This window comes from Bradyrhizobium sp. USDA 3311, assembly GCF_054062495.1.
The window spans coordinates 3,858,896-3,874,361 of sequence record NZ_JBSSFI010000001.1 but is presented as its reverse complement, the minus strand read 5'-3'; the positions used below and the strand labels follow the sequence as shown (position 1 = coordinate 3,874,361).

12 protein-coding genes are annotated in these 15,466 nt (G+C 66.8%); all 12 read right to left on the bottom strand.

Translation table 11 applies throughout. The features are described from left to right. Positions 1 to 27: 27 nt before the first annotated feature. Positions 28 to 1,014, bottom strand: a complete 987-nt coding sequence (locus ACVWW6_RS18385; RefSeq protein WP_060912671.1) for a D-alanine--D-alanine ligase family protein — start codon at positions 1,012 to 1,014, stop codon at positions 28 to 30. A gap of 156 nt (positions 1,015 to 1,170) precedes the next feature. After that, on the bottom strand, positions 1,171 to 2,088 hold the full coding sequence (gene murB, locus ACVWW6_RS18380; RefSeq protein ID WP_456681189.1) for a UDP-N-acetylmuramate dehydrogenase: 918 nt from the start codon (positions 2,086 to 2,088) through the stop codon (positions 1,171 to 1,173). A gap of 192 nt (positions 2,089 to 2,280) precedes the next feature. Then, positions 2,281 to 3,684, bottom strand: a complete 1,404-nt coding sequence (gene murC, locus ACVWW6_RS18375; protein WP_271551333.1) for a UDP-N-acetylmuramate--L-alanine ligase — start codon at positions 3,682 to 3,684, stop codon at positions 2,281 to 2,283. 289 nt (positions 3,685 to 3,973) lie between these two features. Next, positions 3,974 to 5,074: an undecaprenyldiphospho-muramoylpentapeptide beta-N-acetylglucosaminyltransferase gene (gene murG, locus ACVWW6_RS18370; RefSeq protein WP_456681188.1), complete on the bottom strand. Its 1,101-nt coding sequence runs from the start codon at positions 5,072 to 5,074 to the stop codon at positions 3,974 to 3,976. 194 nt (positions 5,075 to 5,268) lie between these two features. Continuing rightward, a complete protein-coding gene (gene ftsW, locus ACVWW6_RS18365) occupies positions 5,269 to 6,420 on the bottom strand; it encodes a putative lipid II flippase FtsW (protein ID WP_028176246.1) in 1,152 nt (383 codons plus the stop codon). Positions 6,421 to 6,633: 213 nt separating this feature from the next. Then, on the bottom strand, positions 6,634 to 8,034 hold the full coding sequence (gene murD / locus ACVWW6_RS18360; RefSeq protein WP_456681187.1) for a UDP-N-acetylmuramoyl-L-alanine--D-glutamate ligase: 1,401 nt from the start codon (positions 8,032 to 8,034) through the stop codon (positions 6,634 to 6,636). 112 nt (positions 8,035 to 8,146) lie between these two features. Further along, positions 8,147 to 9,250: a phospho-N-acetylmuramoyl-pentapeptide-transferase gene (mraY, locus tag ACVWW6_RS18355; RefSeq protein ID WP_011089345.1), complete on the bottom strand. Its 1,104-nt coding sequence runs from the start codon at positions 9,248 to 9,250 to the stop codon at positions 8,147 to 8,149. A 169-nt stretch (positions 9,251 to 9,419) separates the two neighbouring features. Beyond that, positions 9,420 to 10,799, bottom strand: a complete 1,380-nt coding sequence (locus ACVWW6_RS18350; RefSeq protein ID WP_456681186.1) for a UDP-N-acetylmuramoyl-tripeptide--D-alanyl-D-alanine ligase — start codon at positions 10,797 to 10,799, stop codon at positions 9,420 to 9,422. Continuing rightward, the gene (locus ACVWW6_RS18345; protein WP_456681185.1) at positions 10,796 to 12,253 is read right to left on the bottom strand and encodes a UDP-N-acetylmuramoyl-L-alanyl-D-glutamate--2,6-diaminopimelate ligase; all 1,458 of its coding nucleotides are present in this window, start codon (positions 12,251 to 12,253) and stop codon (positions 10,796 to 10,798) included. The genes ACVWW6_RS18350 and ACVWW6_RS18345 overlap by 4 nt, the downstream gene beginning before the upstream one ends. Positions 12,254 to 12,331: 78 nt before the next feature. Continuing rightward, positions 12,332 to 14,074 carry a peptidoglycan D,D-transpeptidase FtsI family protein gene (locus ACVWW6_RS18340; RefSeq protein ID WP_011089348.1) on the bottom strand — a complete coding sequence of 581 codons (1,743 nt, stop codon included), beginning with the start codon at positions 14,072 to 14,074 and terminating at the stop codon, positions 12,332 to 12,334. Continuing rightward, positions 14,071 to 14,463, bottom strand: a complete 393-nt coding sequence (gene ftsL, locus ACVWW6_RS18335) for a cell division protein FtsL (protein WP_011089349.1) — start codon at positions 14,461 to 14,463, stop codon at positions 14,071 to 14,073. The genes ACVWW6_RS18340 and ftsL overlap by 4 nt, the downstream gene beginning before the upstream one ends. Positions 14,464 to 14,466: 3 nt before the next feature. Then, positions 14,467 to 15,456, bottom strand: coding sequence for a 16S rRNA (cytosine(1402)-N(4))-methyltransferase RsmH (gene rsmH, locus ACVWW6_RS18330; protein WP_456681184.1), 990 nt, complete (start codon positions 15,454 to 15,456; stop codon positions 14,467 to 14,469). Positions 15,457 to 15,466: the final 10 nt, after the last annotated feature.

Genomic DNA, 15,466 nt, shown 5'->3' with positions numbered 1-15,466 from the left:
GCCCGTTTGGCCGTTAACCAGTCCTAATTATTTCCGTACACCCCGCCCGGCGAGCTCGACCAGGCCGCGCAGGAAGTCGACGAACGCGATGCCCTCGGCCTTCAGCGCCTTGGGGTAGAGCGAGGACTTGGTCAACCCGGGGAGCGTGTTGGTTTCGAGATAGACGAGCCCCTTGGCCGAGACGATGAAGTCCGAGCGGGAATAGCCGGTGCAGGACATCGCCCGGTGCGCCAGCATCGCCTGCTGCTTCAGCGCGGCGGTGATCTCGGGCGTGAAACGGCCGGGGCAGATCTCCTGCGTCGTCGACAGAAGGTACTTTGCGGCGTAGTCGAAATTGCCCTCGCCCGGAATGATCTCGATCGGCGGCAGCGAGACGATCGAGCCGTCGGTGCGCTCCAGCACGCCGCAGGTCGCCTCGACGCCGGCGATATAGGGCTCGATCACATACTCCTCGTGCTTCGCGGCATTGCGGACGGCGACGAGGTCCTGCCTGGCGTTGACGAAGATCAGGCCGTAGCTCGACCCGTCCCGCGCCGGCTTTGCGATCAGCCGGCCGTATTCGGCGAAGGCCGCGTCGATATCCTCCAGCGCGATGTTTGCGGGCGGTGTCACGCCGCCGAGCGCGGCGAAATGCTTGGCCGCGATCTTGTCGAAGGCGAGATGCGAGGAGGCCGAGCCCGAACCGGTGAACGGCACGCCGCGCGCCTCGCACATCACCTGCAATTCGCCGTTCTCGGCACATCCGCCATGCAGGCCGAGCACCAGCACGCGATCTTCCGCCTTGGCCTGGTCGAGCGCCTGCACCAGCGGAATGCCTGATGTGCCGGGCTTGAACTCGTCCTCGAACGGACGGGCATGTTCGAGCAACTGCTTCGACTGGACGACATGCACCCTGTCCTCGACGTCCCACCACCACAGATCGGCCTCGGGCAGCGCCTGATGCAGCGCCTGGGCCGAGGCAACCGAAACCAGACGCTCCCGGTTGGAGCCGCCGAAGAGGATGGTGATGCGCATGTTCATAGTCCGCGATCTCTCTAGTTCGTCATTCCGGGGCGCGACGAAGTCGCGAACTACGATGCGCAATTGCGCATCTGAGAATCCATCTCTCCACCGTCTCTGCCGCCCGATGGATTCCGGGCTCTCGCTTCGCGAGCCCCGGAATGACGGTGATCATGAAACCCCGATCCGCTTGATTTCCCAGTGTAGCTCAATTCCGGAATTCGCCTTCACGCGCGCACGCACGGTCTCGCCCAGCGTCTCGATGTCGTGCGCGGTGGCATCGCCCGTGTTGATCAGGAAATTGCAGTGCATCTCGGAGACCTGCGCGCCGCCGACGCGCAAGCCCCGGCAGCCGGCAGCGTCGACCAGCTTCCAGGCGGAATGGCCGGGCGGATTCTTGAAGGTCGAGCCGCCGGTCTTTTCGCGGATCGGCTGCGCGGTCTCGCGATGGCTCTGCACCTCCGCCATGCGCGCGCGGATCGCATCCGCATCCTTGACCTCTCCGCGAAAGCGCGCAGACGTGAAGATGATGGAGGGATCGACGCCGCTGTTGCGATAGACGAACTTCATGTCGGCATTGGAGAAGACGTGCTTCTTGCCGTCGCGCCCGACGCCGCGCGCCTCGATCAGCACGTCCTTGGTCTCACCGCCATTGGCGCCCGCGTTCATGCGCAGCGCGCCGCCGATCGTGCCGGGAATGCCGAAATAGAATTCGAGGCCGCCGATGTTGGCGGATGCCGCCACCTCCGCCACGCGCTTGTCGAGCGCAGCAGCGCCTGCGGTGACGATGTCACCGCTCGCGCTCGCTTCGCCAAAGGCGCGCGGCGCGAGGCGTATCACCACGCCCGCGATGCCGCCGTCGCGCACGATCAGGTTGGAGCCGACGCCGACGACGTAGACCGGAATGTCGGACGCGAGATGCGCGAGGAAATAAGCGAGATCGTCCTCGTCCGCCGGCGTGAACAGCACCTGCGCGGGACCGCCGACGCGAAACCAGGTCAGCTCGGCGAGCGACTGGTTGGCCAGCAGCCGGCCGCGCAGATCAGGCATCGTCGCGTTGAGTGAGGGTGTGATGTCGGGGAAGCTCATGCGCGAACGCTCCCCAAAAGTGAGCGACGCAGACTGCTTCCGTTCCCTCCTCCCTTGTGGGGGAGGGTAAGGGAGGGGGGTAGCCCCAAGCGAGATCGGAGTTCGTGGCTACCCCTCTCCCTTACCCTCCCCCACAAGGGGGGAGGGAGCGCACCATTCCGTGTGGCAAGCAACGAGTGCAGCATCGCCGCCCTACCCCAGCGCCTTCAATTCGCCGGGCAGTGCATACGCCCATTGCGTGATGTTGCCGGCGCCAAGGCACACGACGAGATCGCCCGACTTCGCGAGCCCCTTGACGATGCCCGCGAGCTCCGGCGCCGCCGGCAGCGGGACCACCTCGCGATGCCCGTGGGCGCGCAGGCCCGCGACGAAATGATCGCGGTCGATGCCGTCGATCGGCGCTTCGCCGGCGGCATAGACGTCGGCGACGATGACCGCGTCCGCATCGTTGAAGCAGGTGCAGAATTCCTCGAACAGCGACTGCAGGCGCGTGTAGCGATGCGGCTGCACCACGGCGACGATCTTGCCGTTGGTGGATTCGCGCGCCGCCTTCAGCACCGCCGCGATCTCGACGGGGTGGTGGCCGTAATCGTCGATCACGGTGACGCCGTTCCATTCACCGGTCTTGGTGAAGCGGCGCTTCACGCCGCCGAAGCCGGCGATCGCGCTGCGGATCGCTTCGTCCGACACGCCGAGCTCGCGCGCGACCGCAATCGCGGCCGTGGCGTTGGAGGCGTTGTGGCGTCCCGGCATCGGCAGCATGAGATCGGGAATCTCGTGCACGGCGCCGGTCTTGCGATCGCGGAACGCGACCTTGAACTTCGATCCGCCGCCCATCGGGGTGAGGTCGACCAGCCGCACATCGGCCTGCGGATTCTCGCCATAGGTGATGATGCGGCGATCCTCGATCTTGCCGACGAGACTCTGCACCACGGGATGGTCGATGCACATCACCGCAAAGCCGTAGAACGGCAGGTTCTCGACGAAATGACGAAAGGCGTCCTGCACCGCCTCGAAGGTCTTGAAGTGATCGAGATGCTCGGGGTCGACATTGGTGACGATCGCGACATCGGTCGGCAGCTTCAGGAACGTGCCGTCACTCTCGTCCGCTTCCACCACCATCCAGTCGCCGGCGCCGAGGCGCGCGTTGGAGCCGTAGGCGTTGATGATGCCGCCGTTGATGACGGTGGGATCGAGACCGCCGGCATCGAGCAGTGTTGCGACCATCGTGGTCGTCGTGGTCTTGCCGTGCGTTCCGGCGATCGCGACACAGCTCTTCAGCCGCATCAGCTCGGCCAGCATCTCGGCGCGGCGCACCACGGGAATGCGACGTTCGCGCGCCGCCATCAATTCCGGATTGTCGCGCTTGATCGCGGTGGAGACCACGACGACCTCGGCGCCGTCGACATTCTCGGCCTTGTGGCCGACCGAGACCTTGGCGCCCTTCTTGCGCAGACGGTCGAGATTGTAATTGTCGGAGGCGTCCGAGCCCTGCACGGCATAGCCGAGATTGACCAGCACCTCGGCGATCCCGCTCATGCCGATCCCGCCGATCCCGACGAAGTGGATGGGTCCGATCTCGCGCGGCAGTCTCATGCTCTATCCCGTCGTTCGGTCGTCATGCCCGGGCTTGTCCCGGGCATCCACGAATCCCAGCGTCTTTCTTGCAAGACGTGGATGCATAGGCACCCGGTATACCGAGTGCCATCATTTTTAAAAGAACCAAGTCGGATAAATCCGACTTGGTCGGACAAGCCCGGCCATGACGAGTAACATTCAAAAGTCGGCCCTTTTTCGTCATTCCGGGACTCTCGCAGCGCGAGCGAACCCGAAATCTCGAGATTCCGGATCGGTCCGCTTTGCGGCCCGTCCGGAATGACGAGTGCTAAAGGCCCGCGACCTTGACCACCAGATCGGCCAGCCGCTCGGCGGCATCGAGCCGCCCTGCCCCCTTCGCGGCCGCGGCCATGGCGGTAAGGCGCGCCGGCTCGGCGGCCAGGGCGGAGATTTCGGAAGCCAACCGATCCGAGGTGAACTCGGTCTGCGGGATGCGGATCGCGCCATCGACCTTGGCCAGCACGCCGGCATTGGCGAACTGGTCCTGGTCGATCGAGCCCGGCAGCGGCACCAGGATCGAGGGCCGGCCGATGGCGGCAAGCTCGGCGACCGTGCCGGCGCCGGAGCGCGACACCACCAGATGGTCGGAGGCGAGCCGCGCCGGCAGATCGGTGAAGAACGGCGCGAGCTCGGCGTTGATCTTGAGCTTGTCGTAGACGGCGCGCACCCGATTCATGTCCTCGTCGCGCACCTGCTGGGTGAGGATGAGCCGGCCCCACAGCGCTGGCTCGAGCCGCTCGATCGCGCCCGGCACGATGTCGGCCATGATGCGCGCGCCCTGGCTGCCACCGACGACGAGCAGGCGCAGCGGACCGTTCGCCTCGGGCGCGGCATAGGGCACGGCGGCAGCGGCAAGGACCGCCGGCCGCATCGGCGTGCCGACGGTCGTGGTCTTGCCCGATAGCGCGGGGTCACGGTCGAGCACGCCCGGCAAGGACGTCGCGATGGCGCGGACGCGGCTCGACAGAAACCGGTTGGCGCGGCCGAGCACCGCATTGGCGTCATGGATGATGCCGGGCACGCCGGCGAATTTTGCGGCGACCAGCGGCGGCAGCGTCGGATAGCCACCGAAGCCGACGACGGCGACGGGCTTCAATCGCTTGATCAGGCTGTAGGCTGATAGCGTGCCGGCGGCGAGCGTGAGGCCGGCATAGGCGAGTTGGAACGGATTGCGGCCGCGCGCAGTCTCGCTCGAGACGACGTCGATCATATCCTTGCTGAACAGCCCGCTATAGCGCAGCGCCCGCTCATCCGTGACGAGGCGGACGCGAAAGCCGCGCCGGATCAGCTCGACGCCGAGCGCCTCGGCCGGAAACAGATGGCCGCCGGTGCCGCCCGCGGCGAGAAGAATCAAGGGGGAGGTTTCCATAAACGCCCTTTTACAGGGCCTCCGCCGTCATTGCGAGCCGGGCAACGAAGGTGTTCGTGCCCCGGGCGCAGCGCAGCGCGCCGCCTTTCGCGGCGTGGTGCGCTGCTGAACCGGGGCCCACTGGTGCGGCATTCTGGGTCCCGGCTCAGCGGAGCGTCACTTCGTGCCGCACCGCGTCCGGGACACGAGAGCGGTCACGCGTAGCTGCGCATCGCCTCGGCGTGGCCGCTTGCCTCGACCTCGGTACGCGGGCGCAGCCGCGTCAGCGCCAGCATCATGCCGACGCCATAGGCGAGCGACACGATCGAGGAGCCACCATAGGAGATGAAGGGCAGCGTCATGCCCTTGGCGGGGATGAGCTGGAGGTTGACCGACATGTTGATCGCGGCCTGCACGCCGAACAGGATCGCAAGGCCGGAGGCCGCAAAGCGCGAGAACATGTCCTCATTGGCATAGGCCCGCGACAGCGTGCGGATGACGACGAAGGCGAACAGCGCCAGCATGGCGAGGCACAGGATGATGCCGAACTCTTCGGCGGCAACCGCGAACACGAAGTCGGTATGACTGTCCGGCAGGCTGCGCTTGGCGATGCCCTCGCCCGGTCCGAGCCCGAACCAGCCGCCGTTGTAGAAGGCCTCCATGGCGGTATCGACCTGGAAGGTGTCGCCCGAGGCCGGATTCATGAAGCGCTTGATGCGGCCGGCGACGTGCGGGACGAACAAATAGGCGCTGAACAGCCCGGCGGCGCCGAGGCCGGCGAGCCCGAACACCCAGATCATGCGCATGCCCGCGATGAAGAACAGCGAACCCCACACCATCAGGATCAGCATGGTCTGGCCGAAGTCGGGCTCCATCACCAGCAGCGAGACCAGCATCAGGAGCAGCACCAGCGCCATCGAGGTCGCCGGCATCTCCGGCCGCCTGGTCGATTCCGCGAACAGCCAGGCAGCAATGACGACGAACGATGGCTTTGCGATTTCGGAGGCCTGGATGTTGACGCCGAGCAGCGTGATCCAGCGCCGCGAGCCCTTCACTTCGGGGCCGATCGCGAGCGTCACCGCGATCAGGATGATGCTGACCGCGAAGATGAGTAGCGCGCTTCGCCGGATCGCGCGCGGCGACAGGAAGGACACCCCGAGCAGCACCAGGCAGGACGGCGCCAGGAACATCACGTGCCGGCTGAAGAAATGGAAGGGGTCGAGCCCGATGCGGGTCGCAACCGGCGGGCTCGCCGCCAGCGACAGGATCACGCCGGTCAGCATCAGCGCCAGGATGGCGCCCATCAGCGGCTTGTCGACGGTCCACCACCACTCGGAAAAGGGGGTGCGTTCTTCACGGGAGAGCATGGGCGGCCGCTTTCGGACAGAGGTCGGTCCATTGGTCGCCGAGGTTGGTTACCGGGGGGTTAAGGGGAGCGATCAAGTTGTGGAGAGTCTCGTGCCCCGGACGCAGCGCAGCGCGCCGCCTCTTCGCGGCGTGGTGCGCTGCAGAGCCGGGGCCCATGGTTGCGGCATTCTGGGTCCCGGCTCGCGCTACGCGCGTCCGGGACACGAGAGCCCTCACACCACCGGCTTCACACCCGGCAGCGCCTGCACCAGCTCGCGGAACTTGGTGCCGCGGATCTCGAAGTTGCGGTACTGGTCGAAGGACGCGCAGGCCGGCGACAGCAGCACGACCGCATCGGTGAGACCCGAGGCTTCCGCATCGCGCGCAGCGTGCTCGACGGCAACGTCAAGCGTCTGGCTGATCTCGTGGGCGACCTGTGTCCCCAGCGTGCCGGAAAACTCCGGAGCGGCTTCGCCGATCAGATAGGCCTTGCGGATGCGCGGGAAGTAGCCGGTCAGGCTGGTGATACCGCCCGCCTTCGGCTTGCCGCCGGCGATCCAGAAGATTTCCGAAAAGGACGACAGCGCATGCGCGGTGGCATCCGCATTGGTGCCCTTGGAGTCGTTGACGAACAGCACGTTGCCGCGGCGGCCGACCTGCTCCATGCGATGCGCGAGGCCCGGAAAGCTGCGCAGGCCGTCCTGGAGCACCTCAAAGCTGATGCCCGTCGCGAGCGCCGCGGCGGCGGCGCAGGCCGCGTTCTGCGCGTTGTGCAGGCCGCGCAGCGAACCGATGCCGCCGAGCTTGGCGACTTCGCTGCGGGCGCCGCCCGCGGTGCGCACGATGGTACCGTGCTCGACATGGATTCCGCTCGCCAGCGGGTTCTTGACGGAAATGCGCACCACGTTCTTGCCGGCGCGGTCGAGCCGGTCGGCGATGTCGCGGCAATAACCGTCGTCGACGCCGACGATCGAGGTGCCACCAGCCTGCACGCCCGCAACAAGGCGCTCCTTCACCGCGGCGTAGTGCGCGATGGTGCCGTGGCGGTCGATGTGGTCTTCGCTGACATTGAGCAGGATGCCGACGGAGGGGTCGAGCGAGGGCGTGAGGTCGATCTGATAGGACGACATCTCGATGACGTGGACGCGGCCCGTGCGCGGCGGCTCCAGCGACAGGATCGCGGTGCCGATATTGCCGCCCATCTGGGTATCGTAGCCGGCGACCTTGGTCAGGTGCGCGATCAGCGCCGTCGTGGTCGACTTGCCGTTGGTGCCGGTGATGGCGACGAACGGTGCATCCGGCGCGTGCCGCCGCCGCTCGCGGCAGAACAGCTCGATGTCGCCGATGACTTCGACACCGGCCTCGCGCGCCTTCAGCACGCTCCAGTGCGGCACGGGATGGGTCAGCGGCACGCCGGGTGCGAGCACCAGCGCTGCGAAACCGGCCCAGGAGACGTCGCGCAAATCCGCGCTGATGAAGCCGGCCTGCGCGGCCTTGGCGACGTTCTCGGCATTGTCGTCGGCGGCGATCACCTCGGCTCCGCCGGCCTTCAAGGCGTGACAGGACGCAAGCCCCGAGCCGCCGAGGCCGAACACCGCGACGGTCTTGCCGGCGAAGGACGTAACCGGGATCATGACCTCGCCCTCGTCATTCCGGGGCTCGCGAAGCGAGAACCCGGAATCTCGAGATTCCGGATCGCCGCTTCGCGTCGTCCGGAATGACAGCGAAAATCAACCACCATAGAAGTCACCGCAGCTTCAGCGTCGACAGGCCGGCCAGCGCCAGCATCACCGAGATGATCCAGAAGCGGATCACGATCTGCGGCTCGGTCCAGCCGAGCTGCTCGAAATGGTGGTGGATCGGCGCCATGCGGAAGATGCGTTTTCCGGTGAGCTTGAACGACACCACCTGCACGATGACGGAGACCGCCTCCAGCACGAACAGGCCGCCGATCACCGCGAGCACGATCTCGTGCTTCACCGCGACCGCGATCGCGCCCAGCATGCCGCCGAGCGCCAGCGAGCCGGTGTCGCCCATGAAGATCGAAGCCGGCGGCGCGTTGAACCAGAGGAAGCCGAGGCCGGCGCCCAGCAGCGCGCCGCAGAGCACGGCGAGCTCGCCGGTGCCGGCGACATATTTGATCTGGAGGTAGTCGGCGAACACCGCGTTGCCGGCGAGATAGGCGATCATCGCAAAGCTCGCGGTCGCGATCATCACGGGCACGATGGCGAGGCCGTCGAGACCGTCGGTGAGATTCACCGCATTGCCGGCGCCGACGATGACGAAGGCGCCGAACACGACGAAGAACCAGCCGAAATGCAGCACGGTGTCCTTCAGGAACGGAATCGTCAGCGCGGTGGACGCGGGATCGCGGTTCAGCCGCACCAGCGCGTAGCAGGCCACCAGCGCGATCGCCGCCTCGATCAGCAGGCGAAGCTTGCTGCCGAAGCCGGTCGTGGTCTGCTTGGTCACCTTGAGGTAGTCGTCATAGAAGCCGACGAAGCCGAAGCCGAGCGTCACCGCCAGCACGATCCAGACATATGGATTGAGCGGATTGGCCCACAGCACCGTGCCGACCGTGAGGCCGGACAGGATCATCAGCCCGCCCATGGTGGGCGTGCCCTTCTTGGCGAGATGCGATTGCGGACCATCGGTCCGGATCGGCTGGCCCTTGCCCTGGCGGATGCGCAAATGATCGATGATCCAGGGCCCGAACAGGAACACGAACAGCGCGCCAGTGACCACCGCGCCGCCGGTGCGGAAGGTGATGTAGCGGAAGACGTTCAGGAAGGTGCGAAAGGCACCGAAGCCCGGAAATGTGTTGGAGAGCTCGATCAGCCAGTAAAACATTCAGACGGTCCTATGGCGCCTTTCGCACGCGGCCTTGTTATCGGCCTTGGCCTTATCGACGTGCCTCACGCGCATTCGCTGGTCTTCATCATGGGTCGGGCGACCTGTGGGAAAACGGACGGCTTCGCGCCGAAAAGGGAGGATTCGGAAACAGCGCCTTCCAAGCAGTTTACGCCTTTGCCTGCAAGGCGGCCACTAGGCCCGGCACAAACTTGTTGACCCAGAACATCTTCTTGCTGCCCTTGACAACCACCACATCGCCTGCCTTCAGCAGGCTTGCGACCTCGCCCGGCTTCAGCGTGGCGGGATCGTCGTGCCAGCCAAGCGCCTTGCCCGATGGAAGCACCTCGAAGAGGTGACGCATCAGGGGGCCGACACAGTACACACCGTCGATGCCGTCCAGATACCTGGTGAGACCGGTGTGGTAGCTTGGTGCGTCGTCGCCCAGTTCCAGCATGTCACCAAGCACGGCAATGCGGCGGCCGCCGGTTACGTTGCGCGCCTGCAGGCTTTGCAGCGCAGCAGCCACGCTGGCCGGGTTGCCGTTGAAGCTGTCGTCGATCACGGTGACACCGCCGACCGCCTGCTCGACGCCGCGGCCGGTCATGATGCCGACCCGATCGAGCTTGATCGCGAGCGTCGCGGCATCGAGGTTCGCCGCGCGGATCGAAGCGAGCGCGGCGAGCGCATTCTGCACGCGGTGCGGCGCGCCCGGCGTCAGGCTGAAGGCGATCTGCTTCTTGCCGATCATCGCCACGACCTGCCAGCTCTCGCCATGCGGCGCGTGCGTGACCTCGTGCACCTCGGCATGCTCGCCGAAGCGCACCACCTTGCCCTTCCATTCGGACGCCTTGAGCCCGGCGGGCAGCACCAGCACGCCATCCTCCGGCAGGCCGAGCGCGATCGACACCTTCTCGCGCCGGATCGCCTCCAGCGAGCCGAGCTTTTCCAGATGCACGGGCTGGACGTTGACGACGAGCGCAACCGTCGGCCGCGTCAGCTCGCTGAGCCGCGCGATCTCGCCGGTCTGGTTCATGCCCATCTCGACGACCCAGAGGCTGGCATCGGGCCGCGCATTGCACAGCGTCAGCGGCACGCCCCAGAAATTGTTGAAGCTCGACGGGCTGGCATAGGCGTTCGGATAGGCCGCCAGAAATTCCTTGGTGCTGGTCTTGCCGGCGCTGCCGGTGAGCCCGATCACCGGCCCGCCAAAGCGCGCGCGTGCGGCGCGCGCGAGGCCCCAGAGGCCGTCGATCAGCGTGTCCTTCACGACGATCTGGGGGACGCGGATGCCCGCGATCTCGTGCGGCACGATCATCGCGGCCGCGCCCGCGGCTTCCGCCTTGTCGGCGAATTCCCAGCCGTCGCGCGCGCTGGCGAAGGCCGAGATGAAGCCGCCGCTCGGCGTGCCGCTGAGCGCGACGAACAGGCTGCCGGGCTTCGCCAGGCGGCTGTCCTGCGTCACGAAGTCGATCGGCGTGTCCGGGAATGATCCGGCAGCGCCCAGCGCACGCGCGACCTCCGCAACCGTCCATATTGGCGCGCTCATGCAACCCTCGACGCTAATGCGGCGGCGACCGCCTCGTGATCACTGAAGGGCAACACCTCGCTGCCGACGATCTGCCCGGTCTCGTGGCCCTTGCCGGCGATGAGCAGCGCATCGCCCTGTTCCAGTTCCTCGATCGCGGCGCGGATCGCCGCGGCGCGGTCGCCGATCTCGCGGGCGCCTTTTGCGGTGGCGAGGATCGCCGCGCGGATCGCTTCGGGCTGCTCACTGCGCGGATTGTCGTCGGTAATGATGACGCCGTCGGCATTCTCCGCGGCGATCTCGCCCATGATCGGACGCTTGCCGGCATCGCGGTCGCCGCCGGCGCCGAACACGACGACCAGCCTGCGCTTGGCGTAAGGCCGCAGCGCCTGCAACGCCTTCGCCAGCGCGTCGGGCTTGTGCGCATAGTCGACGAAGATCGGCGCGCCGTTGCGCTCGCCGACGCGCTCGAGCCGGCCCTTGGCGCCTTCGAGATGTTCGAGGCTCGCGAATACGTTGGCGGCATCGCTGCCGGTGCCGATCGCGAGGCCGGCCGACACCAGCGCATTCTCGATCTGGAATTCGCCGGCCAGCGGCAGCAGGACCACATAACGCTTGCCGCGATGCTCGACCGTGAGCTTTTGCGAAAAGCCGTCGACCCCGACCTCGGTGAGGCGAATGCCCTCGCCCACCCCGTCGCCGTTGCGGCCGACCGCCATCACGCGCAGGCCACGCGCCTTCGCGGCACCGATCGCCTCAGCCGAGCAGTCATGATCGGCCGAAATCACCGCGGCGCCACCGGGCGGCACGAGCTCCCGGAACAGCCTGAGTTTGGCCGCAAGATAATGCGCGACGGTCGGATGGTAATCCATGTGGTCGCGCGAAAGGTTGGTGAAGCCGCCCGCGGAGACGCGCACGCCGTCGAGGCGATACTGGTCGAGCCCGTGCGAGGACGCCTCGAACGCAAGATGCGTGACGCCGTCGCGCGCGATCTCGTCCAACTGCCGGTGCAGTGCGATTGGATCCGGCGTCGTCAGCGAGCCGTAGACGGTGCGCTTCGGCGAGACGAGCCCGATGGTGCCGATGCTGGCGGAGGCATGGCCCAGCCGCTCCCAGATCTGGCGCGTGAACGCGGCAACCGAGGTCTTGCCGCTGGTGCCGGTTACGGCCGCAATGGTCGCGGGCTGGTCGGGGAAGAATTTTGCCGCGGCCAGCGCCAGCGCGCGGCGCGGATTGGCAACGGTGACGAACGGCACCTTGCTGGCTTCAGGCGCGTGGTCGCCGACGACCGCCACTGCGCCGGCGGCAACCGCGGCATCGATGAAGCGTGCGCCGTCGGTCTTGCTGCCCGCGAGCGCGAAGAAGAGATCGCCGGGCCTGACCACGCGGCTGTCGAGCGCAAGCCCCGTCACCTCGAGCGCCGCGACAGCGGGCTCGATTGCGGCGTCATTGCCTATGAGATCGCGCAGCTTCATGGTCGTCCAGTCGACATGCCGGAAAGCCGAATCGCCGGAAACTCCCGACTCAGCACCGGCGATGGCCTACCCGGTTGATTACTGGGTTGTCCTGGATGCTGCAAGAATAAGGCGCTCGGACGGCGGCAGGTCGAACCGCGGCTCGACGCCCAGAAGCGGCGCGATCCGCTCGATCACCCGGCCGCCGGTCGGCACCGCGTTCCAGCCCGAGGTGATGAAACCCTTCGTTTCAGGGATCGCCTGCGGCTCGTCCAGCATGATCAGGATCTGATATTTCGGATCGTCGCAGGGCATGATCGCGGTGAACGAGTTGAGCACGCGCTTCTTGGCATAGCGGCCGTTGATGACCTTCTCGGACGTGCCGGTCTTGCCGCCGACATAGTAGCCCTTGACGTCGGCGGTCTTGGCGGTGCCGATTTCGGCGTTGAGCCGCATCAGGAACCGCATCTTATCGCTGGTGTCTTGCTTGACCACGCGCTTGGCCAGCGCTGCCGCTTCCGCTTCGCTGCGCTTCATGAAGGTCGGCGGAATCAAATAGCCGCCGTTCACCAGCGCGTTGATGCCCATCACCGCCTGGAGCGGCGCGACCGAGAGGCCCTGGCCGAACGCGGCGGTGACCGTGTTCAACTCGCTCCAGCGGCGCGGAATCAGCGGGGCTGCGCTCTCCGGCAGCTCGGTGCGCAGCCGCGTCAGCTGGCCCATCTTGGCGAGGAACGCCTTGTGCGCCTCCACGCCCTGGCCGAGCGCGATCCGCGCGGCGCCGATGTTGGACGAGAAGGTGAACACTTCCTTGGTGTTGATGAACCGTCCGAGCGGATGGCTGTCGTGGATGGTGAACTTGCCGTAGTGCAGGTTTCCGCGCGCATCCCACGACGAGTTCAGATTGATCTTTCCGGAATCGAGCGCCATCGCCAGCGTGAACGCCTTGAAGGTCGAGCCCATCTCATAGACGCCGGTGGTGAGGCGGTTGATGCGGTCGGGGTCGTGCGCTTCCTTCGGATTGTTCGGGTCGAAGTCCGGCAGCGAGACCATCGCCACGATCTCGCCGGTCTTGACGTTGGAGACGATGCCGGAGGCGGCCTTGGTGTGGTACTTCTCCTTGGCCTTCAAGAGCTCGTCGCGCAGCGCGTGCTCGACCCGCAGATCGACCGAGAGCTCGATCGGCTTTTGCAGCCGGTCGGTGGCAAAGCCGGCGCGGTGGAGATCGGCGAGCCCTTGATTGTCGAGCCACTTCTCCATGCCGGCGATGCCCTGGTTGTCAATATTGACGAGACCGATGAGGTGGGCGACCTCGTTGCCGGTCGGATAGACGCGCTTGTTCTCGCGCAGGAAGCCGATGCCGGGAATGCCGAGCTTGTGGATGTCCTGCTGCTGCTTCGGCGTGATCTCGCGCTTGAGCCAGACGAAGCCCTTGCGTGTCTTCAGGCGCTCGCGCACTTCGGCCTCGTCGAGGTCGGGCACGGTGGCGGTCAGAAGCTCGATCGCCTCGTCCTTGTCGATGATGCGGCGCGGCTCGCCGAACAGGCTCGCCGCCTTGACGTCGGTCGCAAGGATGGCGCCGTTGCGGTCGACGATGTCGGGCCGCGCGGTCGCAACCACCTCCTGCGCCGCCGCTCGGCGCGCACTGTGGGCGTCGGCACCGATCGCGAACATCACGAGCCGGCCACCGATCAGGGCGTAGACCGAGGCGAAGGCGAGCATCGCAAGTCCGACGCGCGCGCGCGCCTTCGCGGCGCGGTCGACGTTGCGCCCGTAGAGCAGGCTGCGGATCAGCCGCTGCCGCCAGGGCTCGGTGGGTTTTGCAGGCGTCGCCGGGCTCATTGCTTGTCCTCGGGCTGAGGCACGGAGCCCGTCACGGTATCGGGGTCGCTCGCGGCTTCGATGGTGTTGAGCATGGCCCCGATCGGGTCAGGCTCGCCGGGCCTGAACATCCGCGGCGGGCGCTCGGGCAGGTTCTTCAGCGAGTCATATTGCGTGCCGTTGACCGGCTTGAGCGGCAGGTGCCGCTCGGACAGGCCCTGCAGGCGCAAGGGCGCATCAAGCTTGGCCCATTCGGAGCGGAGCGAGGCGATCGCATCGCGCTGCTCGCGGATTTCCGCATGCAGCCGCAACACCTTCTCCGTGCGGGCGGTGGAGTCCATCTTGATCCGGTAGACATAGGCTGCCGCGAAGATCAGCGCGCCGATGACGAGGAGGTGGATGAAGCGCATGCGCTAGCCTCCCCTCATCACGTCGGAGAGTCTTGGCCAGGACGAAGACTGATCGTCCTTGTGCGCCGGCGCCGAGGTGCGCTCCGCGGCGCGCAGTTTTGCCGAACGCGCGCGCGGGTTATGCGCAACTTCGTCCTCGCCGGCGACGACGGGCCGCCGCGTCAGGAGCTGGAAGCTCGGCGCGGTTTGCGCGACTTCCGGCAGGTGCCGCGAGCCGCCGCCGGTCTTCGACCGCTCGGCGAGGAAATTCTTGACGATGCGGTCTTCCAGCGAATGGAACGAGACCACCACGAGGCGTCCGCCGGGCTTGAGCACGCGCTCGGCCGCAGTGAGCGCGGCCTGGAGTTCCTCGAGCTCCTCGTTGACGAAGATGCGCAGGGCCTGGAACGTCCGCGTCGCGGGGTGAATGTCGCCGGGCTTGGAGCGAACCACCCTGCCGACGAGGTCGGCGAGCGCGCGCGTGGTCGTGAACGGCGTCTCCTGCCGGTCCGCGACGATGGCGCGGGCGACGCGGCGCGAATGCCGCTCCTCGCCGAGGAGATAGATGATGTCGGCGAGATCGGCTTCCGAGGCGCGCGCGACGACGTCGGCCGCGGTCGGGCCCGCCTGCCCCATCCGCATGTCGAGCGGACCGTCGAGGCGGAACGAAAAGCCTCGGCCGGCCTGGTCGAGCTGCATCGAGGACACCCCGACGTCCATCACGACGCCGTCCACGGCATCGACGCCTTGTGCGGCGCAGACGTCGGCGAGATGGGAGAAACGGTCCTCGACCAGTGTCAGCCTACCGGCAGAGCGCTCGACCAGCTCGGCGCCGCCAGCGATTGCGGTGCGGTCGCGGTCGATGGCGATGAGTCGGGTTCCAGGCACGTCGAGGATGGCACGGCTATAGCCGCCGGCGCCGAAGGTGGCATCGACATAGATCCCGCCCTCGCGCGGCGCGAGATGATCGATGGCCTCGCGACCGAGCACGGGAATGTGAGGAGCGGAGCTCATGCGCCACGCC